This window comes from Ramlibacter cellulosilyticus (genome assembly GCF_014297465.1).
Classification (GTDB): Bacteria; Pseudomonadota; Gammaproteobacteria; order Burkholderiales; family Burkholderiaceae_C; genus Ramlibacter; species Ramlibacter cellulosilyticus.
Genome location: NZ_JACORT010000001.1, coordinates 992557 through 1018272 on the forward strand (window position 1 = coordinate 992557; position 25716 = coordinate 1018272).

General features: G+C 67.0%; 25 protein-coding genes. 12 read left to right on the plus strand and 13 right to left on the minus strand.

Annotation, left to right across the window (positions count from 1 at the left end):
- Positions 1-13: 13 nt before the first annotated feature.
- The 3 genes from H8N03_RS04980 to rbp (H8N03_RS04990) form a co-directional block, all read right to left on the minus strand.
- Positions 14-433: a hypothetical protein gene (locus tag H8N03_RS04980; protein WP_187074990.1), complete on the minus strand. Its 420-nt coding sequence runs from the start codon at positions 431-433 to the stop codon at positions 14-16.
- 193 nt (positions 434-626) lie between these two features.
- Positions 627-977, minus strand: coding sequence for an RNA-binding regulator (rbp, locus tag H8N03_RS04985; protein ID WP_187074991.1), 351 nt, complete (start codon positions 975-977; stop codon positions 627-629).
- A gap of 31 nt (positions 978-1008) precedes the next feature.
- The gene (rbp, locus tag H8N03_RS04990; protein ID WP_187074992.1) at positions 1009-1293 is read right to left on the minus strand and encodes an RNA-binding regulator; all 285 of its coding nucleotides are present in this window, start codon (positions 1291-1293) and stop codon (positions 1009-1011) included.
- 418 nt (positions 1294-1711) lie between these two features.
- Between rbp (H8N03_RS04990) and H8N03_RS04995 the strand changes: the two genes are divergently transcribed.
- Together H8N03_RS04995 and H8N03_RS05000 are read left to right on the plus strand one after the other, a co-directional pair.
- Positions 1712-1963 carry a hypothetical protein gene (locus H8N03_RS04995; RefSeq protein ID WP_187074993.1) on the plus strand — a complete coding sequence of 84 codons (252 nt, stop codon included), beginning with the start codon at positions 1712-1714 and terminating at the stop codon, positions 1961-1963.
- Entirely contained in the window at positions 1960-3360 is a 1401-nt protein-coding gene (locus H8N03_RS05000) for an MbnB/TglH/ChrH family RiPP precursor modification enzyme (RefSeq protein WP_187074994.1), read from the plus strand. The genes H8N03_RS04995 and H8N03_RS05000 overlap by 4 nt, the downstream gene beginning before the upstream one ends.
- A gap of 39 nt (positions 3361-3399) precedes the next feature.
- On the opposite strand, the gene H8N03_RS05005 is transcribed toward H8N03_RS05000, so the two are convergent.
- Positions 3400-3825 (minus strand): PACE efflux transporter, encoded by a 426-nt coding sequence (locus H8N03_RS05005; RefSeq protein WP_187074995.1) that lies wholly within the window; start codon positions 3823-3825, stop codon positions 3400-3402.
- Positions 3826-3902: 77 nt separating this feature from the next.
- On the opposite strand from H8N03_RS05005, the gene H8N03_RS05010 reads away from it, so the two are divergent.
- Positions 3903-4874 (plus strand): NAD(P)H-dependent flavin oxidoreductase, encoded by a 972-nt coding sequence (locus tag H8N03_RS05010; protein WP_187074996.1) that lies wholly within the window; start codon positions 3903-3905, stop codon positions 4872-4874.
- Between the two features lie 21 nt (positions 4875-4895).
- On the opposite strand, the gene H8N03_RS05015 is transcribed toward H8N03_RS05010, so the two are convergent.
- The 3 genes from H8N03_RS05015 to H8N03_RS05025 all read right to left on the minus strand — a co-directional run bounded on the left by H8N03_RS05015 (position 4896) and on the right by H8N03_RS05025 (position 6489).
- The gene (locus H8N03_RS05015; RefSeq protein ID WP_187074997.1) at positions 4896-5306 is read right to left on the minus strand and encodes a hypothetical protein; all 411 of its coding nucleotides are present in this window, start codon (positions 5304-5306) and stop codon (positions 4896-4898) included.
- Positions 5307-5462: 156 nt separating this feature from the next.
- Positions 5463-6041 (minus strand): DUF488 domain-containing protein, encoded by a 579-nt coding sequence (locus H8N03_RS05020; RefSeq protein WP_187074998.1) that lies wholly within the window; start codon positions 6039-6041, stop codon positions 5463-5465.
- Positions 5992-6489 carry a glycine zipper domain-containing protein gene (locus H8N03_RS05025; protein ID WP_187074999.1) on the minus strand — a complete coding sequence of 166 codons (498 nt, stop codon included), beginning with the start codon at positions 6487-6489 and terminating at the stop codon, positions 5992-5994. Before H8N03_RS05025 ends, H8N03_RS05020 begins: the two co-directional genes overlap by 50 nt.
- A gap of 170 nt (positions 6490-6659) precedes the next feature.
- Here H8N03_RS05025 and H8N03_RS05030 point away from each other — a divergent pair, with 170 nt between their 5' ends.
- Positions 6660-6929: a DUF2164 domain-containing protein gene (locus H8N03_RS05030; protein WP_187075000.1), complete on the plus strand. Its 270-nt coding sequence runs from the start codon at positions 6660-6662 to the stop codon at positions 6927-6929.
- A 26-nt stretch (positions 6930-6955) separates the two neighbouring features.
- Positions 6956-7303: a DUF2200 domain-containing protein gene (locus H8N03_RS05035; protein WP_187075001.1), complete on the plus strand. Its 348-nt coding sequence runs from the start codon at positions 6956-6958 to the stop codon at positions 7301-7303.
- Here H8N03_RS05035 and H8N03_RS05040 read toward each other — a convergent pair.
- The 3 genes from H8N03_RS05040 to H8N03_RS05050 all read right to left on the minus strand — a co-directional run bounded on the left by H8N03_RS05040 (position 7300) and on the right by H8N03_RS05050 (position 9153).
- Complete coding sequence (locus tag H8N03_RS05040; protein ID WP_187075002.1) at positions 7300-7548, minus strand: PepSY domain-containing protein; 249 nt, start codon at positions 7546-7548, stop codon at positions 7300-7302. The genes H8N03_RS05035 and H8N03_RS05040 overlap by 4 nt on opposite strands.
- 77 nt (positions 7549-7625) lie before the next feature.
- On the minus strand, positions 7626-8318 hold the full coding sequence (locus H8N03_RS05045; protein WP_187075003.1) for a DUF4286 family protein: 693 nt from the start codon (positions 8316-8318) through the stop codon (positions 7626-7628).
- Positions 8319-8337: 19 nt separating this feature from the next.
- Positions 8338-9153, minus strand: a complete 816-nt coding sequence (locus tag H8N03_RS05050) for an IclR family transcriptional regulator (RefSeq protein WP_187075004.1) — start codon at positions 9151-9153, stop codon at positions 8338-8340.
- 94 nt (positions 9154-9247) lie between these two features.
- Here H8N03_RS05050 and H8N03_RS05055 point away from each other — a divergent pair, with 94 nt between their 5' ends.
- From H8N03_RS05055 to H8N03_RS05065, 3 genes are all read left to right on the plus strand, one after another.
- Positions 9248-10249, plus strand: a complete 1002-nt coding sequence (locus tag H8N03_RS05055; protein ID WP_187075228.1) for a TRAP transporter substrate-binding protein — start codon at positions 9248-9250, stop codon at positions 10247-10249.
- Between the two features lie 24 nt (positions 10250-10273).
- Positions 10274-11044 (plus strand): glutathione binding-like protein, encoded by a 771-nt coding sequence (locus tag H8N03_RS05060; protein ID WP_187075005.1) that lies wholly within the window; start codon positions 10274-10276, stop codon positions 11042-11044.
- A gap of 108 nt (positions 11045-11152) precedes the next feature.
- A complete protein-coding gene (locus H8N03_RS05065) occupies positions 11153-11866 on the plus strand; it encodes a S1 family peptidase (RefSeq protein WP_187075006.1) in 714 nt (237 codons plus the stop codon).
- 50 nt (positions 11867-11916) lie between these two features.
- Here the strand turns inward: H8N03_RS05065 and H8N03_RS05070 are convergent, their stop codons facing one another.
- Positions 11917-12882, minus strand: a complete 966-nt coding sequence (locus H8N03_RS05070; protein ID WP_187075007.1) for a LysR family transcriptional regulator — start codon at positions 12880-12882, stop codon at positions 11917-11919.
- 104 nt (positions 12883-12986) lie between these two features.
- Here H8N03_RS05070 and H8N03_RS05075 point away from each other — a divergent pair, with 104 nt between their 5' ends.
- The 4 genes from H8N03_RS05075 (at position 12987) to H8N03_RS05090 (ending at position 19733) form a co-directional block, all read left to right on the plus strand.
- A complete protein-coding gene (locus H8N03_RS05075) occupies positions 12987-13805 on the plus strand; it encodes an alpha/beta hydrolase (protein ID WP_187075008.1) in 819 nt (272 codons plus the stop codon).
- 141 nt (positions 13806-13946) lie between these two features.
- Entirely contained in the window at positions 13947-15065 is a 1119-nt protein-coding gene (locus H8N03_RS05080) for an efflux RND transporter periplasmic adaptor subunit (protein WP_435531653.1), read from the plus strand.
- A gap of 2 nt (positions 15066-15067) precedes the next feature.
- The gene (locus tag H8N03_RS05085) at positions 15068-18313 is read left to right on the plus strand and encodes an efflux RND transporter permease subunit (protein ID WP_187075010.1); all 3246 of its coding nucleotides are present in this window, start codon (positions 15068-15070) and stop codon (positions 18311-18313) included.
- A 1-nt stretch (position 18314) separates the two neighbouring features.
- Positions 18315-19733, plus strand: a complete 1419-nt coding sequence (locus H8N03_RS05090; RefSeq protein ID WP_187075011.1) for an efflux transporter outer membrane subunit — start codon at positions 18315-18317, stop codon at positions 19731-19733.
- 665 nt (positions 19734-20398) lie between these two features.
- On the opposite strand, the gene H8N03_RS26180 is transcribed toward H8N03_RS05090, so the two are convergent.
- A complete protein-coding gene (locus H8N03_RS26180; RefSeq protein ID WP_187075012.1) occupies positions 20399-24205 on the minus strand; it encodes an RNA-directed DNA polymerase in 3807 nt (1268 codons plus the stop codon).
- Positions 24206-24254: 49 nt separating this feature from the next.
- Positions 24255-25241: a PDDEXK family nuclease gene (locus H8N03_RS05100; RefSeq protein WP_187075013.1), complete on the minus strand. Its 987-nt coding sequence runs from the start codon at positions 25239-25241 to the stop codon at positions 24255-24257.
- Positions 25242-25716 lie beyond the last annotated feature (475 nt).

A 25716-nucleotide genomic window follows, 5' to 3' on the forward strand; every position in this document is an offset into this window, starting at 1 on the left:
CGCCGCGTCAGCTTCAGCGGTACCGTGCGTCGTTCGGCGCGCGGTCGTACTGGTTCGTGACGCCGTCGCCGTCCCGGTCGTAAGACGGCGCCATGGCGTAATTGCCCGAGCCGTACGGGATCAGCTGCCCGTTCTGCGCGATGTACGCCGGCTGGCGGTTCGCGTCGAGGTAGACGGTCCGGCCCCATTGGTCGCGATAGCTGCCGTATTGATCCAGGGGGAGATGCCGGCCGGCGGCATCCACCTGGTAGTGGCGGCCGTAGGCGTCCGTGTAGACGTTGACGATCGGCGCGGCGCCCGCCGGACTGGCGTCGTACGGAACGCCGAAGATGCGCGCGATGGTGCTGCCCACGCTGTCGATCACGTCAGCCTGTGCGGCCCCGCCGACCGCGAATGCAGCCACTGCGACTGCGGACAAGATGGATTTTTTCATGTGCTACTCCTGTGCGGACTTGCCGCATGGAGTCATTGCACCGGGAAGCGGGAGAAGGGAACAGCGGTGCTCCGGCCGAGCAGCTGTGCGCCGAATCGCGCGCGACTGTAGGCGCAGGCGCCTCATCCGGTGCCGCCATGAGGACGAAAAAAAAGACCGGCGCACCGGTCTTTTCTCTGCAAGGGGCCAGGCGTCAGGAACGTCCGCCGCCGAAGCCGTCGTTGCCGTAGCCGACGCCCGCGCGATGGCTGGCCTTGAAACCCTGCGCGCCGTATCCGCCGGAACCACGGCCTTCTTCACGCGGACGCGCGAGGTTCACGGTGATCGAGCGCCCGTCCACGGACCTTCCGTGCAGCCCCTTGATCGCAGCCTGGGCCTCTTCGGCCGACGGCATTTCGACGAAGCCGAACCCCTTGGAGCGGCCGGTTTCGCGATCCATCACGAGCTTGGCGGAGGAAACCCCGCCGAACTCGGCGAAGTTGCTTTCCAGGATGGAATCGGTGACGGAGTAGGGCAGGTTGCCCACGTAGATCTTGCTGGTCATGCGAGAGCCTTTCCTTGATGGGATGCGCGAATCAGTAGCGGTTGCCGCCCGCACGGGGAGCGCGCGGCTCCATCGGCTTGGCGACGTTCACGACCATGTCGCGGCCGCCCAGGTCCCGGCCATGCAGGGCGGTGATGGCGGCGCTGGCCTCCGCGGCGGTGGCCATCTCGACGAAGCCGAAGCCCTTGGAGCGGCCGCTGTCGCGGTCCGTGATGACCTTGGCGCTGTTGACGGACCCGAACTCGGCGAAAGCGCGCTGCATGTCGTCGTCGCTGAAGGTGTAGGGCAGGTTGCCCACGAAGAGTTTGTTTTCCATGAATGTCCTCATGAGGAAGGTGCCGCGCGGCAACATGCCGTGCGGTGCACAACGCCAGAGAACATCGACGGGGGATTCAGACAACGACGCGGCGGGTGCAAGTCCGCCGGAGGGAGAAAGTAAACCTTGAAGAGCGACGATCTGTTGAACGTCCAGCAGCGCGGAGGTTAACACGTTATGCACTTCCGTGCACATGGAGCGCTCATTGGCCGCCTGGCGCGCACGATGTAACGCGAGATGACAGCGTCGCTGCAGCCTGCACGATTCGCGATAGCTTGTAACGCCGCCGCGGCATGAACGTGTACTTCCGACGGGCGCGCGCTGCGGGTGAAACGCGCGACCTATATTGATTTGGAGGAGTCACCACGTACCGGGTCCAGCGAGGCGCCCGTTCAAGCCTCGCACACAGGAGAACGAAATGCCGGAACTCAATCCCCAGCCGCTGCCTCCGGGTGATCGCGTGCGCGTGTTCGTCAACCACGACATCGCATTCGACCTCCAGAAGATGAACAAGATCACTGCAAACGTCCTGGGCAAGCTGGGGTGCGGAGGCTGCCACTCGGGGCGCATCCTGGAGTTCGTGACGCTCCGCGACTTCGTCGTCAATCCCAGGACCCTGGACGTCCAGGAGTTTGCCGGCTCGCCTCTCGCCAGGAGCGCGCCGGAGTGAAGGCGCTCGGCGTCGGGCTGGTCTATTGGTCCGCGCTGGAGCCGCTGTTCCGGGCAGGAGACGCGGGCCTCTCCGTGCTGGAACTCGAGCCGGAGTCGCTGTGGGAGCAGGTGCGTGAAGCAGAGGCGTGGCGCTATCGCTGCAACGCCGGACTGCTGGATCGCGTGGCGCAACTGCCCCAGCACAAGCTGCTGCATGGGGTAGGGCACCCCGTCGGCGGAACGGTCCAGGATCCCGTGGATCCGTGGGACCTGCTGCACCATGCGGTCCGGGCGCTCCAACCTGCGTGGGTCAGCGAGCACCTGAGCTTCAATCGTGTCGGGCGGGAAGAGGGGATACGGCACGCCGGTTTCCTGTTCCCGCCGGCGCAGACAGCGGCGGCCGTGCGGGTCGCCGCGAGCAACATCATCGCGTACGCGCGCCGGCTCGGTTGTCCCGCGGCGTTCGAGACCGGAGTGAACTATCTCCGCCCCCGCGCAAGCGACATGGGCGACGGCGAGTTCTTCGCCGCGGTGGCGCAGGCGTCGGGCGCAGGCATCCTTCTCGACGTGCACAACCTGTGGTGCAACGAGTGCAATGGTCGGGAATCGGTGGCCGAGGTCGTGGCCACGCTGCCGCTCGACCGCGTCTGGGAGATCCACTTTGCGGGCGGGATGGAGCACTCGGGTTTCCGGCTCGACGCGCACAGCGGGCGCGTGCCGCCGCAGGTGATCGACATCGCGGCCGCACTCATCCCCAGGCTCCCTCGCCTCGGTGCGCTGGTCTTCGAGATCCTGCCCGAGCACGTGCCCGCCATCGGGCTGGACGGCGTCATGCGCGAGCTGGCGCGCCTGCAGGAGCTCTGGGCACTGCGTTCCCCCACGAACGTGCAGGTACCGTCGTCCCCTGCGTGCACTCCGTCGCGGTCGGACTTCGATGAAGTCGCGCGGTGGGAAGGTTCGCTCTTCGATGCCGTGACGGGGAATGCGGACCCGGAGGACCGTGGGTGCGCCCTGCTGCGTGGTCTCGTGGACGACGCCCGGCGGGGGAGCCTGGCGCGCGCGTTGCGCTATACGACCACATGTCTCCTGGGCGCGCTGGGGGACCGGGGATTCGGCGAACTTTTCGCTGCGTACTGCCGCACGCATGCGCCGGAACCGTTCGCTTCCGTCGAAGCGGAACGCTTTGCAGGGTTCCTGCGGACTCGCATCGACGGGGGCTTGTGCGTCCCCTATCTCGACGAAGTGCTCGCGTTCGAGCACGGCCTGCTGCGGGCCACGCTGCTGGGAGCCTCCTCGGAAGTCAGGTGGAGCGTGGACCCCACCATGCTGATCGAGTCGCTGGAGGCGGGTACCCTGCCGCGCGGCCTGCCGCAGGTGCGCAGCGTGATGCGCATTGCTCCGGGCGAGGCCGGTTGAAGCTCCGGCCCCGCGAGCACCGCAATCACCACATGCGCCTCACCGCCCCTGCGCCGACAGCGGCAACCCGAACACCCGGTCGAACGCGAGGTTGAACAGGAAGCCGTACACGAGGAAGAAGACGATCATCACCGCGTTGAGTGCCAGCGCGGCGAGCAGGCTCACGCCCAGCACCCACGCGAACAGCGGCACCAGCATGGTCACGAGGCCCACCTCGAAGCCGATGGCGTGCACCACGCGCCGCAGGACGCTGCGCCCCTTGCGTTCCTGGCGTCTTTCCCAGGCCTCGAAGAGGATGTTGTAGACGTAGTTCCACGCCATCGCGATCGTGGACGAGGCGGCCGCCGTGATGCCGGCGGTGGTCACCGGGCTTTCGGAGAGCCACCGCAGCAGCGTGCTGGCCAGCACGATGGCGATCAGCTCGAAGGAAACGACGTAGACGATCTTGCGTTGGAGTCCCTGCACGCATGGATTCTAGAGGTGCAGGGATGGCCCTCGCCGGAGCAGTCTATGCTTGCGGCATTCCCTTTCCGGATGCCGCCATGCCCGAACTCCAGACCCGGCTGACACGCTCCCTCGGCTTGCGCCACCCCATCGTCTCGGCGCCGATGGCGTTTGCCGCCGGTGGCGCGCTGGCCGCGGCCGTCACCCGCGCCGGCGGACTGGGGCTGATCGGCGGCGGCTACGGCGACGGGCCGTGGATCGAGCAGCAGTTCGCCGCGGCGCAAGGAGAACGCATCGGCATCGGCTTCATCACCTGGTCGCTCGCCACGAAGCCGTCGTTGCTGACCGCCGCGCTCGCGCACCGGCCGGCGGCCGTGATGCTGTCGTTCGGTGATCCGCGGCCCTTCGTCGACGAGATCCGTGCCGCGGGCGCCAGGCTGGTCTGCCAGTGCCAGGACATGTCGCACGTGCGCGATGCGATCGCCGCGGGCGCCGACGTGGTCGTGGCGCAGGGCGCGGAGGCGGGTGGCCACGGGGCGCTGCGCGGCACCTTCAGCTTCGTCCCGGAGGTGGCGGACGAACTCGCCGCGCGCGCCCCCGGCACCTTGCTGCTCGCGGCCGGCGGCGTGGGCGACGGGCGCAGCCTCGCGGCCGCGCTGATGCTCGGTGCCGATGGCGTGCTGGTCGGCACGCGCCTGTGGGCTTCGCGCGAGGCGCTGGTGGCGCCAGGCCATCACCGCGCGATCCTCGAGACCGGCGGCGACGGCACGCTGCGCACGCGCATCCCCGACGTCGTGCGCCAGCTGCCCTGGCCGCCGGGCTTCACTGCGCGCATCCGCCGCAATGCGTTCACGGCGCGCTGGCACGGCCGCGAAGCGGAGCTGGAGAAGGCGGCGGCCGAGGAAGGACCGCGCTACGCGCAGGCCTTCGCCGCGGGCGATGCGGAGCAGGGCGCCGTGTGGTTCGGCGAGGCGGCAGGCCTGGTCCATTCGATCGAGCCGGCCGGCGAGATCATCGAGCGGATGGTCGCGGAGGCGGCAGGCCTCCGGGCACGCGGGCAGGCCGGCTGAGCCGGGACCGTTCGACGCAGCTCACACCTTGGCGTCGTCTCCGATGATCGGGCCGTCGAACGCGCCGTGCAGCGTTTCGATGCGCACCGGTGCGCTGCGCCCCGGCAGCTCGACCTGCAATCCGAGAGGGCCTTGCGAGACGCGGACCCGCACGGTGTCGCTGCCGGCCTCGGGCCGGTAGTCGTACACGCCGGGTTGCCATACCTCGGCCGCCACATGCATGCGGCGCGTGCCGAGCAGGCTGCCGATCTCCTTCTGCAACCTGTTGCGTTCCACCTGCAGAGCCTGCACGCGCGCGAACAGCGCGTCCACGCCGCGGCGGTCGCCGCCCTGTTTGCTGGCGTCGAAAGCCTGCGTCAGCAGGGCGCCCTCCTGGTCGACGAGTGCCGAGACCCGGGCGCGCAAGGTGGCGATGCTGTTGTCCTCTCCCATGGGGCCTATTTTTGGGGCGCGTGACCCACTTTACAGAAGGCGCGGGCGGCGGTGCCCGTCAGTCGTCATCCGACACTGCGTTTTTGCCGCCGCACGGTCGTCACGGGACGATGAGCTTGCAGTTTCGCGTCGGCTTCTTGCAACGCTGCCTCCCGGTCAGCAGCACCCTTCCTCGGGGTAGGCGAGCTCGCCGTCGACGATGCATGCGGGCGACGTGTACGGGTGCGGCGTGCCGGGACCCGTGCCGGCAATGTGGATCACCTCCACGTCCAGGAAGCGCAGCACGTCGGAGATGAGCGCACGGTGGCAGCGCCACCAGAGAAGCTCCGAGCACATGATCGCGGTGCGCGCGCCCGACGCGACGTGCAGGAGTTCGTCGAGGCCCGACGCGAACTCCTCGGTCCACGTGTACGCCGCATAGGACCGGAACGAGGCATTGCGCCAACCGGCTTGTTCCGGTCCCGCGGGGACCCGGCGGCGTCCGCCGAGCCCCGCGAGCCACGCGTAGCCCAGGCCGCAGCCCGCGAGCGTTGCGGCGAGCGCATCGCTGCCGAACTGCGGATGGCGCCGCGAGCCGGGGAACCGTCGCACGTCCGCGACCACCTCGATGCCATGGGCGCGCAGCACGGAGACGAAATCATCCGCGCTGCGCGTCGAGTGGCCGATGGTCCAGACCGTGCGTGGGTCAGCGGCCGTCCTTGTCCGAGTCGCCGGGGATCGCGCGCTCGGTTGCATTGCTCACCCGCTCCCACGCGTCGCGCGCTGCCGGGCGGGCATGTTCCCATTCGAGCGACGAGCTGCCGCGGGCACGGCCCCAGTCGCGTCCGAGCTCGGGCTCCACCTCGTCGAACGAGCGGCCCGGGTTGCGGTTCCACGAATCCACGCCGGCGCGGTAGGCGGGCTGGTACTCGTCGAAGCCGACGTCCTTGCGCGCATACGGACGGGTGGCGTGGTTGTCGCGCCAGTACTTGTCTTCGGCGGCCGGGTCCGCGGCCTTCTTGCCCATCACCGCGCCCGCGACGGCACCGACGGCGGCACCGATCGCCGCGCCCACGGGGCCCGTCACGCCACCGGCCAGCGCGCCGGCGGTCGCACCACCGACCACGCCACCCGCGGCCGCGCCACCCACGGCGCCTGCGCCCGCACCGGCTGCCTTCTTGTGCTCGGGATTGTCATTGTTCATGTCGCTGTCCTTTCGTTGCTGGAGCCGCCACCATAGGAGGACATCGGCTGGCCCATCCTCGGAAGCAGCCCACATCTGGGCGGGGGCATGGCTGACAAGCGCGTAGTCCGATGGAGACTCAGCGGTGAAACCCGAGGGCCTTGCGCGCGGCCGTGGCGCAGAATGCGCCGATGATCGAACTGCCCAGGGAGGTCCGCCAGCAGGCGGTTGCCTCCATCGAACGCTACTTCCTCGAGAACATGGAAGAGAAGATCGGCAACGTGGCGGCCGGCGGCCTCCTGGGCTTCTTCCTGGAGGAGATCGGTCCCGCGATCTACAACCAGGCCGTGCGCGACGTGCAGGAACGCCTGCGCATGCGCGTCGAGGAAATCGACCTCGAGGTGCAGGAGGAGGAGTTCGGGTACTGGAAGAAATTCGAGAAGGGCGGCCGGCGGCGCTGACCGCCTGCGCAACGGAAGGAGCGACGATGCCGGAACACCGGATCTTCACCACCGCATTCGCCAAGGTCTATCCGCTCTACGTCCAGAAGGCGGAACGCAAGAGCCGGACGAAGGAAGAAGTCGACCAGGTGATCTGCTGGCTCACCGGCTACGACCGGGCCGGACTGCAGCGGCAGATCGAGCAGGGCAGTGACTTCGCGACCTTCTTTGCGCAGGCGCCCGCCATGCATCCGAACAGTTCGAAGATCACCGGCGTCGTCTGCGGCGTGCGCGTGGAGGAAGTCGAAGATCCGCTGATGCGAAGGATCCGCCAGCTGGACAAGCTCGTCGACGAGCTTGCCAAGGGGAAGAAGATGGAGAGCGTCCTGCGCTAGCGCAGCCGCCCCGTCTCCGCATCGATCACCACCAGGCGGAGCTCGCCCCCTTTGGTGAGCATCCGCACGCGCCAGACCAGCTTGCTGTCCACGTGGACGCCGTGCTCCACCGCGAGCACGCGGCCGGGCGCCGTGCGCTGGGCGAGGGAAACCGCTTCGTCGCGGCTCACGTCTGCCCATGCCGCGGGCACCAGGAATCCCAGCGAGAGCAGCAGGGCGGCGATGGTACGCATGAGGTTGGGCATGAGGTCCTTTCGAAACACGCATGCAGGATAACGGGGCGTTCGTGAACGGTCGCTGAACGCCCCGGCTGGGGTACGCGTCAGCGGCCGGGACCGACTTCGCCAGAGGTCATCGACAGGGACAGGCTGTACCAGCCCGCGATCGCCCCGGGCGCGGCGCCGAGCGCCTCGAGCGCGCCGGTGCCGAGCACCTCTTCTCCGAGGGCCTGGAGCACCTCGAGCTCGTAGCCGCACACGATGAAGATCCAGTCCGCGCTGCGGTCGAGGTTGCCGCGGATCTTCTGTTCCGTCGTGGTCGCGATGGCAGGTGTCTCGGTGCGCAGCAGGTGCGCCCCGCCGAGGCCGGCGCGCAGCGGCAGCTCCGCGACCAGCGATCGCAGGGCGGCCTGCAGGCGCTGCGCCTCGCCCTCGCGGGGCGAGAGCCTGAGCGTCATCGCATGCCGCGCCACGCCCGCGCCATGCGAATGCAGCACGCGCGTCTGGCTGCGCACCATGTCGCGGTGGTGCGGCATCAGCCGCGTCGACCACGGCGTGGGTGCGTTCAGGCGCGCCAGGTACTCGGGCGAGCTGAGCGCCGCGTGCTCCCGCAGCTCGTAGAGGATGAAGAAGCCTTCGCCGCCGTCCGCGGCGGACCACCGCGAGGCGCGGTTGAAGCCGGGCAGGGCCAGCCGCTCCGGAAAGTGTTCGTGCGAATGCCAGTGCTCGAACTCCGCGCGCATCTCCGGCGCCATGTTCCACCACATCGCGAGTGCGGCCTCGCCCAGGATTGCCATCGTCTTTCTCCTTTTTCGTTCAAGCCATGCCGGTGGCGCGCGCGCGGAACACCGGCGAGCTGGTCGCCGCGATGGCGAGCTCGCCGGCCGCGTCCACGAGCGGCCGCCCGAGTTCCCGCATCCGCGCTTCGGTCAGGCGCTGCAAGGGCCCCGCGATGGTGAGCACGCCCACCGCCTCGCGGCCGCGCCGCAGCACCGGCGCCGCCATGGCACTCATGCCCGGTGCGTACATCTCGCTCATCACGCTGAAGCCGCGGTTGCGGTCCTCCTCCAGCACCTTCATCAACGCCTTGAAGGTCGTCGGCGCCTTCGGCCCGTACTCGCGCGGCGAGCCGAGGCCCTGGCGTGCGACGAGTTCCGTCGCGCGCTCTTCGCTCAGGGTCATCAGCCAGGCATGGCCGGCGGCACTGCAGGAGAGGCGCACGTCGATGCCCATGTCGGGGTCGTAGCGCAGGCCCCCGCGCGCGCCCTGCGCCTTGGCGACGAAGGTGAGGCGGTCGCCGTCCACCAGCGCCAGGCGCACCAGTTCGCCGGAGGCTTCCGCGAGGCGGTCGATGATGGGCTGCGCGATGTCCACGATGCCGGCGCCCGCGAGGAAGCTCAGGCCGAGCGCGGGCAGGCGCATGGTGAGCGCGTAGTCGCCCATCTCGCGCAGCTGCCGCACGTACCCGCAGCGCGCCAGGTCCGCCAGCAGCCGGTGGCAGGCGCTGCGCGGCAGGTTCACTTCCTTGGACAGGTCGCCCAGCGACAGGCCCTCGGGCTGCGCGGCCAGGGCCTCCAGGATGCGCAGCGCGCGGTCGACGGTGCCGCTGGGGACCGGTGCCGAGTTCGTCATGTGGAAAGGGATTCCGGAATGGAACGGTGTTCTGCCCGTGTCCCTATCATGCCCCACTTGCCATGAACATCGACAGGAGACTCCCGTGAACCCCATGACCCGCCGCGGCTTCGCCGCCCTGGCCTTCGTCGTCGCCGCCTCGGGCGCCGGCGCGCAGGACATCCAGGAACGCACCATCAAGTTCGGCCACCTGAACAACCCCGGCCACCCGACCAGCCTGGGCGTGCGCAAGTTCGCCGAGATCGTCACGGCGAAGACCGGCGGCAAGTTCAAGGTGCAGGAGTTCGCGTCCTCGCAGCTGGGCAACGAGCTGCAGCAGCAGGCCGCGCTGCAAGGCGGCGTGCAGGAGATGCTGGTGGCGTCCACCACCTCGCTGAACGGCATCGTGAAGGAGTTCGGGCTGCTGGACTTCCCCTTCCTGTTCGCCAACGAGCGCCAGGCCGATGCGATGGTCGACGGTCCGCTCGGCAAGGCGCTCGCCGCGAAACTGCCGGAGAAGGGCGTGGTGGTGCTGGGCTTCTTCGACCTGGGCTTCCGCAACGTCACCAACAGCAAGCGCCCGGTCACCAAGGGCGCCGACCTCGAGGGCCTGAAGCTGCGCGTGATCCCCAATCCGGTGTTCCTGGAAACCTTCAAGACCTTCAAGGCGAACCCGGTGCCCATGGCCTTCGCCGAGCTGTACGGCGCGCTCGAAAGCAAGGCCGTCGACGGCCAGGAGAATCCCTTCGCGGTGATCGCGTCGAGCAAGTTCTACGAAGTGCAGAAGTACGTGAGCGGCACGAACCACGTCTACGCCACCAATCCCATCCAGATCAGCAAGCGTTTCTGGGACCGCCTCTCGCCGGTGGAACAGAAGATCCTGCAGGACGCCGCGATCGAGGCGCAGAACTGGCAGCGCACCGTGAGCCGCGAAGTGTCCGCCAAGGCGCTGGGCGAACTGACCGCCAAGGGCATGGTCTACAACGACATCGCCCCCGCCGAACTGGCCCGCATGCGCGCCGAGGTGCGGCCGGTCTACGACAAGTTCTCCGCGGCCTACGACCCGGCCATCGTGACCCTGTTCCGGTCCGAGCTGGAGCGCGTCTCCAAGCTCTGAGCAGGCTGTCGGCTAGCATGGCGCATGGGCATCCCGTACGCCAGCGTCGAAGAGGCGATCGCCACCCGCGGCTTGCGGATGGTGGTCGTCGGCAAGATTCCCAGCCCCTGGTCCGAAGCGGCGAAGGGGCTGTTTCACGTCAAGCGCATCCCGTGGACCGCGGTGCGGCTCGTGTACGACGACCCGGCCCTCAAGGCGTGGGCGGGCCAGCGAAGCGCGCCGGTGGCGATCTACGAGAACGAGCCGCCGCGCTCCGGCTGGGCCGAGATCCTGGAACTGGCCGAGCGGCTCGCGCCGGAGCCGCCGCTGATGCCTTCCGACGCGGCGGACCGAGCGACGGCCTTTGCGCTCGCACACGCGATCTGCGGCGAGCAAGGCCTCGGGTGGTCGCGTCGACTGCAACTCGTCGAAGCGGGCCTGCGTGGCCGCGGCGGCTTCCCGCCCGAGGTCGCCGCGTACATCGGCAAGAAGTACGGCCATGGCCCCGAAGCCGGAGCAGCGGCGCCCGCGCGCGTGGCGGAGCTGCTCGCGATGCTTGCTTCGCGCCTGAAGGCGCAGCATGCAGCGGGGAGCCGGTACTACGTGGGGCAGGAGCTCACGGCGGTCGACATCTACAGCGCCACCTTCCTCGCGTTGCTGCAGCCGCTGCCGCAAGACGTCTGCCCCATGGACGCCACTACCCGTTCTGCGTTCGAGTTCCGCGACCCGACCACGGACGCGGCGCTGGACGAAGTGCTCCTCGCGCACCGGCAGATGATGTACCGGGAGCACCTGGCGCTGCCGCTGTCTCTCTGAGGGCGCCGCTTGGCCTCGCAGCCGGAGCCGGGGCGCAAGCGGACGCAGTAGACTGATCGCCGGACTGCGGGTGGCGACGGTCGCTCGGCCCGAACTGCAGGGACGCACGTGCTCGAATCGCTCTTGATGTCGGTGACCCGTCTTTCGACGTTCCTGGGAGATCGCGCGCTGACAGCGGGGTCCGGATTCTTCTACGAGAGCGAATCACGGCTGTACCTCGTGACGAGCCGTCACGTGTTCATCGATGAAGCTGCGCAGCACCTTCCGGATCGGATCGAGTTCGTGGTCCACACGGACGCCACGAATCTGACGCGCTGGCAGTCGGTGTCGATGCCGCTCTACGCGGGTGGAAGAGCAGCCTGGCGGCAGGCCAGAGATTCCGGAGGCGAGATCGACGTCGCCGCCATCGAGGTGAGCAGGTCCTTGCTCCCTTCCGACCTCCAGGTGAGGTGCTTCGGACCGGAGAGTCTCCCAGCCGACCTCGACATCGCCCAGGCGGGTACGCCGATCCTGCTCGTGGGTTTTCCGCTGGGCTTCTACGACACTGTCCACCACCTGCCGGTGGTTCGCCAGGCCATAGTCGCGTCGTCCTTCGGTGTCCGGTTCCAGGGACAAGGCTTTTTCCTCACGGACGCCCGCATGCATCGCGGTGCGAGCGGCGCACCAGCCGTGCTGCGGCGTGGGGACGGGGAGTTTCCGTGGGTGCTTCTTGGCGTGCACTCCTCCCGGCTGGACATGAAGAACCGGGATCTGCTGCAAGACGACTCGTTGGGTCTCAACTGCGCCTGGTACTCGGATGTGCTGAAGACCCTGGTTCCCTGAGGAGCGCCAAGCAGGAGGCGAGCGGACATCTGGTCAAAAGTCCCCCCACTTCAGGTCGCCGACGCCAACGCCAGCGTCTGCGCCGGTTCGCGTGGCAACGCCGTCTGTTCCACCAGCTCTGCCTGCCTCGCGAACAGATCCACGGTCCACTCCACGAAGGCACGCACGCGCGCGCTCAGGTGGCGGTTGGGGGGATAGACCACGTGCATCGGGATCAGCGGATGCTGCCAGTCCGGCAGGATCTCCACCAGCGCGCCGGTGCCCAGGTACGGCAAGGCCTGGAAGCGCGCGACCTGGGCAATCCCGAGGCCCGCCAGAGTCGCGGCGAGGTAGGCGTTCCCTTCGTTGACGGACAGCTTGTGGCGCCCCGCGATCTCGATGCGCTCGCCGTCGCGCTCGAACACGTTGGGGAACATGCGGCCCGTGCGCGGCGAGAAGAAGTTGATCACCGTGTGCTTGTCTTCCAGCTCCAGCGGGTGCCGGGGCGTGCCGTGCTGTGCCAGGTACGCCGGGGTCGCCACGCTCACCAGCGGCATGTTGGCGATGCGCCTGGCCACCAATGACTGCTCGGTGAGTTCGCCGCCGCGGATCACGCAATCGACGTTGTCGCTGATCAGGTCGACCGGCCGGTCGCCCACGCCCAGGTCCAGCTGGATGTCGGGGTAGCGGCGGTAGAAATCCGGCAGCGACGGAATGATGATGTCGGACGCGATCGAGGAGCCGACGTCCACGCGCAAGCGCCCGCCCGGCTTGCCCTGCGCGAGCGTCATCGCCGCTTCCATCTCGTCGAGGTCGTTCAGCAGCCGCGACGCCCGTTCGTAATAGGCGGCGCCGTCGGGCGTGACCGTCACGCGACGGGTGGTGCGATTCAGCAGCTTCACCTTCAGCCGCGTCTCCAGCTGTTGCAGCAGCTTGGTCGCGGAGCCCTTGGGCATGTCCAGGGACTCGGCTGCCCTCGTGAAGCTGCCGGTCTCGACCACCCTCGCAAACACCCGCATCGACTGGATCTGGTCCATGTCCTTCTTCTCCTTGTGGGTGGCGGCATTGTTCACGCGGTGGAAACAGAGAACTGGCCGCCCCCCGGTTTATCCGTATGAACCAAGTGCCTATAGTCCGCCGCATGCCATCCAGCATCCGTCCCTCGTCCGCCTGGCCCGACCGCCTGGAGCTGCCCGGCCAACCGCCCATGCGCCTGCGCGTGCAGGGCGACAGGCGCACCGCCATGGGGCGCGTGGTGCTGCACCTGCATGGCGGCGCCTACACCTCCGGCGGCCTGGACAGCGGGGCATGCCTCGCCGGCCTGCTGGCCGATGCCGGTGCCATGGTGGTGTCGATCGCCTATCCGCTTGCGCCGGAGCACCGCTTCCCGGATGCGGTGGAAGCGGGCCATGCCGCGCTCGAGTGGGTCCATGCCAACCGCACGCGCATCGCGGGCGCCAAGGCCCGCGTCTTCCTGGCCGGCGAGGAAGCGGGCGGCAACCTCGCCGCCGCCATCGCGCTGATGGCCCGCGATCGCGCTGCGCCGCCGCTGGCCGGCCTGGTCCTGGTCACGCCGATGCTCGACCCGTGCACGGCCACGGCTTCCCAGCGCGAGGCCGCCGGCGAGCAGGTGCAGTGCCGCTTCGCCGAAGGCTGGAAGCAGTACTTGCGCAGCCCGCGCGACGCTGAACATCCGTATGCCGTGCCCGCTTACGCGCAGCGCCTCGCGGGCCTGCCGCCCACGCTGGTGCTCGCCGGCGAGGACGACCCGATGCGCGATGAAGCCATGGCGTTTGCCGGCCGCCTGCAGCAAGCCGGCGTGTCCGTGCACACGGGATTGATTCCCGCGACCGGCTGGCCCGCGTCGCTGGAGCGCCCGCCCGAACCTTGTCCCTGCGCCGTCGCGGTGCAGGAGCAGTTCGCCCGCTTCTACGCAGCGCCGGTGCCGCAGCCTTCGTAGCGCTTCGCGCCCACCCCGTTTCGCATTTCGCATCCCGGCCGCTGGACCGGGCTGGACCAACGCACCCTGGAGAAAAGAAACATGACCAACGCCAAGAACAACAAGCTGCGCATGTGGACCGCTGCCGGCGTCGCAGCCGGCATGTCCGTGCTCGCCACGGCCATCATCGCGCTGCAAGGCGATCGCGCGCAGGCCACCGCCAACAGTGCACCGCCGCCACCGCAGGTCTCCGTCGCCACCGTGGGCGAGAGCGAGATCACCGCCTGGGACGAGTTCTCCGGCCGCCTCGAAGCGGTGGAGCGCGTCGAGGTCCGCTCGCGCGTGGCCGGCGCCGTGCAGGCCGTGCACTTCCGCGAAGGCGCGCTGGTCCGCCACGGCGACCTGCTGGTGACGATCGATCCCGCCCCCTACCAGGCCGAAGTGGAACGCGCGGAAGCACAGGTCGGCGCGGCGCAAGCGCGACTCGCGCAGGCGCAAAGCGAACACGCGCGTGCCCAGCGGCTGTGGGAGGAAAGCGCGATCGCCCAGCGCGAACTGGAGGAAAAGGTGAACGCCGCCCGCGAAGCCGCAGCCAACCTGCGCGCCGCGCAGGCGCAGCTGCAGGGTGCCCGGCTCAACCTGGGCTACACGCAGGTGCGCGCGCCGGTGGGCGGCCGCATCGGCAAGCTGGAAGTGACGGCCGGCAACCTGGTCGCCGCGGGCCCGGGTGCACCGGTGCTGACGACGCTGGTGTCGGTGAGCCCGATCTACGCCAGCTTCGATGCCGACGAACAGGTGATCGTGCGCGCGCTGCAGGGCCTGGCCGGCGGCGCCAGCGCGCGCCAGATGATCGAACGCATCCCCGTGCAGATGGGAACGGGCACCAGTGCCGACACGCCCTACCAGGGTCGGCTGCACCTGATCGACAACCAGGTCGACGCCAGGAGCGGAACGATCCGGCTGCGTGCCGCCTTCGACAACCGCGACGGTGCATTGATCCCGGGACAGTTCGCCCGCGTGCGCATGGGCCAGGCGCGCACCACGCGCGCCGTGCTGGTGCCCGAACGCGCCGTCGGCACCGACCAGGAGAAGAAGTACGTGCTGGTGGTCGGCGAAGGCAACAAGGCGGAGTACCGCGAGGTGACGCTCGGCGCCTCCACCAACGGGCAGCGGGTGGTGCACAGCGGCCTCAAGGCCGGCGAGCGCATCGTCGTCAACGGCCTGCAGCGCGTGCGCCCCGGCGCCGTGGTGCAGCCGCAGCAAGTCGCGATGGCAGGTTGAACATGAACATCTCGCGTTTCTTCATCGACCGGCCGATCTTCGCCGGCGTGCTGTCGCTGCTGGTCTTCCTGGCCGGCGTGATCGCGTTGCGGGCGCTACCGATCTCCGAGTACCCGGAGGTCGTTCCGCCCACCGTGGTGGTGCGCGCCACCTATCCCGGCGCCAACCCGAAGGTGATCGCCGAGACGGTGGCCACGCCGCTCGAGGAAGCCATCAACGGCGTCGAAGGCATGCTCTACATGAGCAGCCAGGCCACCACCGACGGCCTGATGACGCTCAACGTCACGTTCCGCCTGGGAACCGATCCGGACAAGGCGCAGCAGCTGGTGCAGAACCGCGTGGCGCAGGCCGAGCCGCGGCTGCCGGAGGAAGTGCGGCGCCTGGGTCTCTCCACCGTCAAGAGCTCGCCAGACATCACGATGGTGGTGCACCTGGTGTCGCCCAACGGCCGCTACGGCATGGACTACCTGCGCAACTACGCGGTGCTGAACGTGCGCGACCGGCTGGCGCGCATTGGCGGCGTCGGCCAGGTCGGCATCTGGGGCGGCGGCGAGTACGCCATGCGCGTCTGGCTCGATCCGCAGAAGGTGGCGCAGCGCGGCCTGTCGGCCAGCGACGTGGTGCGCGCGATCCGCGAGCAGAACGTGCAGGCCGCCGCCGGCGTCGTCGGCGCCTCTCCCGGCCTGCCGGGCGTGGACCTGCAGCTGTCGATCAACGCGCAAGGCCGCCTGCAGAGCGAGGAGGAGTTCGGCGAGATCATCGTCAAGACCGGCGCGGACGGCGCGGTCACCCGGCTGCGCGACATCGCGCGGCTGGAACTGGGCGCGGCCGACTACTCGCTGCGCTCGCTCCTGGACAACGACTCCGCGGTCGGCATCGGCGTGTTCCAGGCGCCCGGCTCCAACGCGCTGCAGATCTCCGCCGAAGTGCGCGCCACCATGGAGGAGATCCGGAAGAACATGCCCGAAGGCGTGGAGTACCGCATCGCGTACGACCCGACGCAGTTCGTGCGCGCCTCGATCCAATCGGTGGTGACGACGCTGCTGGAAGCCATCGCGCTGGTGGTCCTGGTGGTGATCCTGTTCCTGCAGACCTGGCGCGCGTCGATCATCCCGCTGCTCGCGGTGCCCGTGTCGGTGGTCGGCACGTTCGCGGTGCTGCACCTGCTGGGGTTCTCGATCAATGCCTTGAGCCTGTTCGGCCTGGTCCTGGCGATCGGCATCGTGGTCGACGACGCCATCGTCGTGGTGGAGAACGTCGAACGCAACATCGAGGCCGGCCTCACGCCGCGCGAGGCGACCTACCGCGCGATGCGCGAGGTTTCCGGCCCGATCGTCGCGATCGCGCTCGTCCTCGTGGCCGTGTTCGTGCCCCTGGCGTTCATCAGCGGACTGACGGGCCAGTTCTACCGCCAGTTCGCGGTGACCATCGCCATCTCGACGGTGATCTCCGCGTTCAACTCGCTGACGCTGTCGCCCGCGCTCGCGGCACTGCTGCTGAAAGGCCACGATGCACCCAGGGACGCGCTCACGCGTTTCATGGACCGCTGGCTCGGGTGGCTGTTCCGCGGCTTCAACCGCGTGTTCCAGCGCGGCTCCACCAGCTACGGCGGCGGCGTGCGCAAGGTGCTGGCGCACAAGCGCGCGATGCTCGCGATGTACGCGGTGATCGGCGTCGCGACGATCGGCCTGTTCCAGGCGGTGCCCTCGGGCTTCGTGCCGGCGCAGGACAAGCAGTACCTGATCGGCTTCGCGCAGCTGCCCGATGGCGCCACGCTGGACCGCACCGATGCGGTGATCCGCAAGATGGGCGAGATCGCGCAGAAGAACCCCAACGTGGAGGGCACGCTGGCGTTCCCCGGCCTCTCGATCAACGGGTTCACCAACAGCTCCAATTCCGGGATCGTGTTCGCGATGCTCAAGCCCTTCGACCAGCGCAAGGGCGCGGACCAGAGCGGCGTGGCCGTCGCCGGGCAATTGAACCAGGCCTTCGCGGGCATCCAGGACGCCTTCATCGTCATGTTCCCGCCGCCGCCGGTGCAGGGACTGGGCACCACCGGCGGCTTCAAGCTGCAGCTGGAGGACCGCGCCTCGCTCGGCTACGCCGCGATGGACGATGCCGTGAAGGCCTTCATGGCCAAGGCGTCGCAGGCGCCGGAGCTCACCGGGCTGTTCACGAGCTGGCAGGTGAACGTGCCGCAGCTGTATGCCGACATCGACCGCACCCGCGCGCGCCAGCTGGGCGTGGCCGTGACCGACGTGTTCGACACCATGTCCACTTACCTGGGCAGCGTCTACGTCAACGACTTCAACAAGTTCGGCCGCACCTACAGCGTGCGCGTGCAGGCGGATGCCGCCTACCGCGCCCGTGCCGAGGACATCGGTGCGCTGAAGGTGCGCTCCAGCTCCGGCGAGATGATTCCGCTGTCGGCGCTAATGACCGTGCGCTCCAGTTACGGCCCGGACCGGGCGCAGCGCTACAACGGCTACCTCACGGCGGACATCAACGGCGGACCGGCGCCGGGCTTCTCGTCGGGCCAGGCGCAGGACGCGATCACCCGCATCGCGGCAGAGACGCTGCCGGCCGGCATCTCGTTCGAGTGGACCGAGCTCACGTACCAGGAGATCCTGGCCGGCAATTCGGCGGCCTGGGTGTTCCCGCTGGCGATCCTGCTGGTGTTCCTCGTGCTGGCCGCGCAGTACGAGAGCCTGACGCTGCCGCTGTCGATCATCCTGATCGTGCCCATGGGCATCTTCGCGGCGATGGGCGGCGTCTGGCTCGGGGGCGGCGAGAACAATGTGTTCACGCAGATCGGGTTGATGGTGCTCGTCGGGCTGTCGGCGAAGAACGCGATCCTGATCGTGGAGTTCGCCCGCGAACTGGAGTTCGCAGGACGCACGCCCGTGCAGGCCGCGATCGAGGCCAGCCGGCTGCGCCTGCGCCCGATCCTGATGACATCGCTGGCCTTCGTCATGGGCGTGCTGCCGCTGGTGCTGTCCACCGGCGCCGGGTCGGAGATGCGCCGCGCGATGGGCTCGGCGGTGTTCAGCGGAATGATCGGCGTCACGGCCTTCGGCCTGTTCCTCACGCCGGTGTTCTACGTCGTGTTGCGACGCCTGGCGGGCAACCGGCCGCTGCGCCAGCACGGGCAGGTGCCCCAATTCGAAGGCTTCGCCCAGGGTGCCGGCGGTGGCGGCGGCGCGGTGCGCCCGGTCCCTGCGGCGCGCGTGCGTCCCGAGGAGGTTTGACATGAAGAAGATCGCATTGCTGCCCCTGGTCGGCGCCCTGCTGCTGGCCGGCTGCGCCACCACCCTGCCTGAGCTGCCGGCCGAGCCGCCGCCGCCCGCGCAGTTCAAGCAGGACATCCGCTGGACCACCGCTGCGCCCGCCGAAGCGCAGCACCGCGGCGAATGGTGGAAGGCGTTCGCCGACCCGCAGCTCGAAACGCTCGTGCAGCGTGCCGCGGTGGCCAACACCAGCGTGCGCGAAGCCGCGGCCCGCGTGGCGCAAGCCCGCGCGCTGGTGCGTGCCGCGAATGCGGAGCGGCTGCCGCAGGTGGGCATCGGCGCTGGCGTGGACCGCGGCACCGGCACCGACAGCGCCGGCCGCTCGGGCCCCTTCACGGTGTACAACGCCGGCGTGCAGCTCGCGTACGAGCCGGACCTCTTCGGCCGGGCGACGGGGCGGCGAGACGCTGCGTCGCTGGATGCAAGCGCTCGCGAGGCACTGCTGCAAAGCACGCGCCTCGCGGTGCAGGCGGAGACGGCGCAGACGTACCTCGCCCTGCGTGCACTGGACGTCGAACGCGCGCTGGTGCGGGAGACCGTCGAAGCGTATTCCGGCACCTTGCGGCTGACGCAGCGCCGGCACCAGGCCGGCGACGTCGCCGAGCTCGACGTCGTGCGCGTCGAGGCGGAAGTGGCCGCGACCGAAGCGGAGGCGCTGGCGATCGACCGCCAGCGCGCGGCGCTGGAACATGCCCTTGCGGTGCTGATCGGCGAAGCGGCCTCCGACTTCAACCTGCCGGTGGCGCAGTGGACGACGGCCCTGCCGACGATTCCTGCCGGCGTGCCAGCCACGGTGCTCGCGCGCCGGCCGGACGTGGCCGCAGCGCAAGCATCGCTGCTCGCAGCGCAGGCGCGCGTCGGCGTCGCCGAAGCAGCCTGGTTCCCGGGCATCGCGCTCACCGGCGCGGGCGGCTTCGCCTCCGCCGACCTCGGCGACCTGTTCCGCTGGTCCGCGCGCGCCTGGGGCGTGGGCGCGCTGCTCTCGCTGCCGATCTTCGACGGGGGCCGCCGCAAGGCGGGCATCGAGGACGCGAAGGCGCAGCTCGAGGAAGCACTGGCGAGCCACCGCGGCCAGGTGCTGGTGGCGTTCCGCGAAGTGGAAGACCAGCTGGCGGCCCTGCACCTGCTGCACCAGCAGTCGCTGGCGCAAGGCCGCGCGGTCGACGCCGCGCTGCGTGCAACGCGTCTTTCGGACACGCGGTACCGCAACGGCTTGGTGAGCCAGCTCGAGCTGCTGGACGCGCGGCGCAGCGAACTGCGCAATCGCCGACAGGCGCTGCAGGTGCGCGCCGCGCAGTTCCAGGCGACGGTGTCGCTGGTGCGGGCGCTGGGCGGCGGCTGGGGCGAGCCGCCCACGCAGGTGGCAGCCGGGGGGCCGTGAGCGGGGCGGAAGGGGGCGCGTGGTGTGCTTGGACTGGTAACCGCGCGGTGTTCCCTTGGGGATGTCTGCTTTGGGTTGGAGCGGTCTTCACGCTGCTACTGCGCCGGCAGATCGTTTCAGGCCATGCAGCTTCGGCGATTGGCCGGTTCAGACTGGGGGCGGTCGGTCCGGTTTGGCCGTCTGATGGCGGCGGTCGCCGATAGCTGACATGGGCCTACGCACGCGGCGCAGGATCGCTGTTGGCCGGAAGTTGCCGTCGCGGTCGCCTCACCCTCTCGCACAAGCTTGCCTAACCAAAGACTAGCATCGCGGACCAGCGTGGACGTGAAGGCCGGATTTATGGGGTGTTACCCCAAGAGCTGTTAGGTCCGGCGGCGATTGTGCTCACTAACAAAAGGGGCCCCGGGTTGCGACCCGATTTGAACGGGCGAGCGACTCTGTGCGGCCGCTCATATGCACGCTCCCCTTCTCGACCTCCCGTTCGTGACCATCGTTCCTCGCTCTGAGCCCAGCATGCCGTCCCCGGGTAAGAGCCTGAGGCGCCTGCAGGAGCGGGCGCGGAGCCAGCGCACGCAAACCAGTGATCGCTACGCGATGCAAAGCCGTTCCCTTCTCCTTGGCGGTGAAACTGCCGCTCACGGGCCGTGGGGCAGTCAAGTCCCCGACTACCGACGGAGCCCAGCTGGCGGCGTCTTACCAATGCGCGTCATCTTTCCGGCTGCTGCCCCAGAGGTTTGGGTAGCCTCAAGCTTCGGACCGAAGTCATTGATCCGCACATCGAAGAGGGACACTGAAATCTGTTGTCCGCCGTGAGAGTGGGCAATTAGCCGCCGATGTTCCAAGTCGTACGGCGCCTGCGCAGTGGACCCACCAAATTCGCCGATGTTTGCAACCAGAACATGCTGGTACATGTGGTACCGAAGCGCCGAGACCATGCTGTCAAACGTCTTGATGTCCTTGTTCATCGCGGAGACCACATACATGTGGCTTTGGTCCCGCAGATCGGCCGCCATGCACAAGTCCGTCGCGTCGTAGCAGATCGAACCTGATATTCGATAGATCGGTTCGAGATCTGCGGACTGCAGCTCGATGATGACCTGGTAGGGGCGCCAGGGGACAAAGCCAAGCGTCTTCTCTTCTGGTGTGAGGTGCCACTTTCCTTGATCGACCTCGATCCACGACCGACGCCCTGAATCACGCTGCGGAATCAGCCACCGACCAATGTTGGTCGGCTTGCCCGAGGTCGGTGCCAAGGCCCCTAGGACTCCGTAGAACAGCATCGCTCCCGTGGAATCGGAGAATGCCCGCATCAAGTCCTGATCGCCTACGTGCACACTAAGCTCCGGAAACAGGACTAGGTCGACATACGGCTTAGCTTCACACTTCTCGAGGACTTGATCGCGCGTTGCAAGGTGTCGGCTCGCTAGGTGCAGTAGCGACGCGGTGTGACTTCTATGTCGCCCCCGGTAGCTTGGCGCATCGAAAGCCGAGAGTCCCGGCAAGAAGTCGTCGTGTTGTGGCATCAACCCCTGCACCACTGCAACGCGCAAGAACTCCTTGCCTGCCAGGGGCCAGATCACTGGATACCGATAGATAGGTACGCCCGAGCTTCTGCCGTAAATGGCGAGCTGAGATTGCAGTCTGTCCTTGACGATGGAGTGCAACTGCTCGAACGTTGTGAACTCACCTACAAGCCTTGGCGTCCTTTGGGCGATTCCCGGCCAGCGGAGCAGGCGAAGCAGCAACTCCGAAATCCACGGTGTAAGCGCAAATTCTGAGCCTCTCAGTGCATTGCCGGTGTTAAGCAGCCCAATACGCCGCTTTTGCCAGGTGCTGGTGATACCCTGGTACCAGCTCTCGACGCCCGCCAAGAGCCAACGCCTCGCAGTGAAGTCTGGCTCGCCCGTGGCGGCTGACCGCAGCAATCGGCCAAGTGCGTACATCCAGGCATCCTCTTCATCGCACCATGAGGGTGTGGCGTATACCGGATCCTCATCCGCCACGTCCACCCGCAGGACGACCTCCAGCTCACTCGTCCGCGGATCGTTCAGGCTTCCCCAGTCGCCACTGCGTAAGCGGATATTCACTGGCGTCAGCACGTGCGCTTTTGCCTTTCGGATGTGGCTGGAGGCTGTCAGAGCGAATGCGAGACGAAGCAGCGCGTTTTCTTGTGCGAACGGAGAGGAAGGATGAACAACAACCGCAGAGAAGGGGAGCCAAGTTCCATTGGGCAGCGGTTCGTCCACGCGCTCGGCGCGACTGCGCGCGTACTCCACCAAGTGGACAGGCATAGCGCCGGTCACGGCCAGCGGGACTCGCCGCTTACCTGCAGCGAGACTTTGGAATAAACCTGGGCTCACCTCACCGATGATTCGGAGCGCGCTTCCCACTTCGCTCCGCGCGGACCGAGCTGAAAATTGCTTGAACCACGCTAAATAGTGAGCGTCATCACCACGTAGTTGGTGCCCCACAAGTGAGACGACGATGGCCGTCTGCGGATCCGAGTCGCTGTCGTATCGTTTCCGCAGGAAGTCGTGCAGCAGGATGTGCAGCTTCAGCTCAGGGCTTGCAGGAAGATCGTGCAAGGCGTGGCCGACTGACGCCAGTAGCAGACTTGCCTGCTGCTGTACATACCAAGGAAGGTCCACCATTTGGAGGCAGGCCTGCGCCAAATCGGCGAGCGCGAGTCGGTAGCCGACGACGTCTCCAACGCCCAGATCGGTATCGGCGTAGGCGTTCTTTCCGGTCTCTGTGGCCCCAGCCTTGAAGAGCTCTGCAAGAACATAGAAGACAACCCGGCGCTCATACTCTGTAGCTGCATCGTCCCCAAGCTTCGCCACCAGCGCATCCGACACGGGTTGTAGCAAGTCTGGGCTTGGGTAAAGGTCCAGCGCATAGCGGAGCACCTGGACTAGCGACGGGTTCAACGCCCACGCAGAAATCAGTCGCCGAGCGGCGGCCTCGAAGTCGAACAGCAACGACTGCCTGGCCGTTGCTTGGCCCTCCGGCTCCATCAGATCCGTTAGTCCCCTGCGGAGCCGCAGAGACTTCACCAGCCTGAATGCGGAGAACCGGGTGAGAGTGTCGTCGCGAACTTCCAGCGTAGTGCGCGCAACCGCAGCAAGTTGCGGTGACCGAGTGTTGATCTCCGGCAGCATCTGCTCTTTCAAGCTCAATTCTGCGAGAGAGAGTAAGCCGCTTAGGCCCGCTTCTGTCTGTTGAAGAGTGCTGAGGTCAAACGGCCCACTGAGTTGTTGCTGCAACCCTGCCATCCGGGCCGCAGTGCTGCTCTTCTTCCCGATCGCGCTGAACCGTTCAACCTCGGTCTTCTTTCCGTTGATGCGCAAACGCACTCGGTCATCCGCGTCGACAGAGGTGTGCGCACCCAGCCGGCGGTCTACCCATTGTGCCAACGCTTCTTGGACTCCGGCTTCGTCCTTCCCGCCGCGCACCGCAACTACTAAACGCAAGTCATCCACGTACCGGCAGTAGTCATGCAACGTGAATGTCATGCCCTCCATTTGGACCTCCCGGCCAATGCTCCTTCCCATGGCTCGATCGAAGTCCAAGAGGTACGCGTTAGCGAAAAAACCGCTGGGGACCAAGCCCTGCGGCAGACCACCGGGCAATTCCTTGTTCTGAAATAGCACGCCCAACTTCCGGTCGCCACTGCTCCACTGAAACGTAAGCGCCTTCCGCGCGGCTTCCCAGAACTGATTAGTTGCCGCTTGGTATTGCGGGTACTTGCTGCTGAAAGCTCGATACTCGCTGCGCAGCACTGAAATCAGGCGGGAAAGATCAATGTTGTCGAAGAACGCAGTGATGTCCAGTTTCGCTACGTAGACGACTTCGTCAGCGTCTTCGGGGATTTGCTGGGCGATCTTGAGCGGCCGGTCGATGTAGCGCTGGTAATCCTGAAAATAGCGGCTGTAGACATCAGAGTTTCCCCAGGCAAACTGCGCAAGTCGGCCTTGCGCAGCCCACCCGCAGAAAAGCCGGTTCCCGTAGCTGAATACTCCTCGGCCGGCAGCGTCTTCCGCGCGCGTGGCCGTGTCGCCTTGCGCGCTTTCGATGCAGTCCGCCAGACATAGCATCACAGCGGTCGCTACGGTCTGTTCCCTGATACCGAGGTGGGCGAGCGGACGGAGCACAGGTAGTTCGCCCGCTTTGGCGTTTAGGGGGGCCCAACCGCTGTTGAATTCATCAGAGAAGCCCCAAATCTCGCTTTTCGGTGCAGGCACCAGCTTGGCCTTTGCAGTCCGATACTCACCGCTCGTGATTGATCTGCTCCAAGTCTCCAGCAGTGCATCTAGGCAGACGCCAGAGTAGTCGAGCTCCAACGTATCTGCGTACCAATTGTGGCGCCGGATATAGCTATGTGCCTTCTTCCAGGCTTGCGCAAGCACCGCGGGGTCTCCCAGGTAGGTCCTTCTTGGCGCGAGACGGTCATACTTCTTCTTGACCAAGGCCATCCGTATCTCCTTCGTTCTTCTTCTTCGTTACGCTTGCCGTCGCGGGCGATTAAAACGGAAGATCGTCGTCAAACGGGTCCACAAACTTCTTGGCAGGAAGCGCTTCTTTCGGGAGCGGCAGGTTCGTTACGATGAAGAGGTTTAGAACGTCGTCCCTGTCCATGAACATGATCTGGGAACGTTTCGTGGCGTCCAATTTGTTGCCGATCCAGTTCCTGGCCTGCTTCGTGATCTCTCCACCAGCGACAATGAACGCGTGGTCCACCAACACACGCCGGTTTAACTCAGGATCGAAAATCTCGTGCCCGAGCATCATGTTCACTTGATTGTGAATCTCCGCGATGTTGCTAGACCCCTCCTTGCCAACACCGGCGGAATCTAGCTTCCCCCTCTTTGCTTGGATGCCGAAGTAGAGGACGTGAAGGGTCGGAAGCGTAAACTTCATCCATACGTCCTTGCCGTATTCCAGCGACTTATCCTTGTGACCCGCAGCTGTGATCCGGTGAAACCCCAGCTGCCGAAAAAGCGGAAGCAATACCTCTTCGATGAGCTCATCCTCAGAGCAACGTTCGAGGTAGGCAGTGAGTTGCTCCCGACGCGCCGCCTCCGCTGGAGTTAGTGGACGATGCGGATTGGCTAGCTGCGCGATGGAATTTGTGGCGATGTGCCGAAGCTGCGCCACGCCATGTTCGTCGTAGAAGGCATTCCAACCTTCCCGAGCTAAGACCGCGTTGAGGGCGGCCAGCGCCCTGCTCCTGTCTGGATCGCCGTTTTGCGCATCGCCTTTGTCCAGCGTCGCCCGAATTATTCGGATGAAGGCATCAGGGGGCATCGAAGGGCTGGAATGTGGCAGGGCCAAGACTTCCTCGAGCTTCTCCGCGACCCACGCCCAGCGCGTGGATCCGTCATGCACGTAGTCAAGGTCGCAGTCCTGGAAAAACTCTGTGATGTAGCTGCTGGATCTGTATCGAAAATGCTCGGTGTCTCCGCAGACCATGTGCGCAAGTTCTCTAAGATTCCTGTTCTTCCACTTCATTGCGTGATGGCGAAGTTTGTTGGCAGACGGTTGACGGGCTCAACGCGCCACTTCGAATGGAACTTTGGGACTACACGCGTTGGAGTACGTCTCCTTTCTACCATCCGGGAGGGAATTTGAAGCAATCGGGTTAGCGCGGAGCCGTATCTGTCCCTCGCTAGCCGGAAGACTGCGCCCGATGGGAGCCCGTCGGCGCAGCAACGGCGTCAGTTGACTTAAACGGGCTCGTTTTGATTCCGCGTGGTGCTTCCGCCATCCGGCTGCCACTTTCGACGCGCTGCGGTGTCGCGCGTCTTCACGTCGGGGTTGCTCAATGACCGCAATGAGACTGAGAGCGTGAACTGGTCGTCCACCGGCGACTGACCGCAACCGCTGCAAAGCAGTCGTCCTCGTCGCCCGCTAGTAGCGATAGCCAGCGGCCATTGCTGCCCCAGTCGCAACCGAGCGGAAGTCAACTCCCGCCCAAAAGCAGACG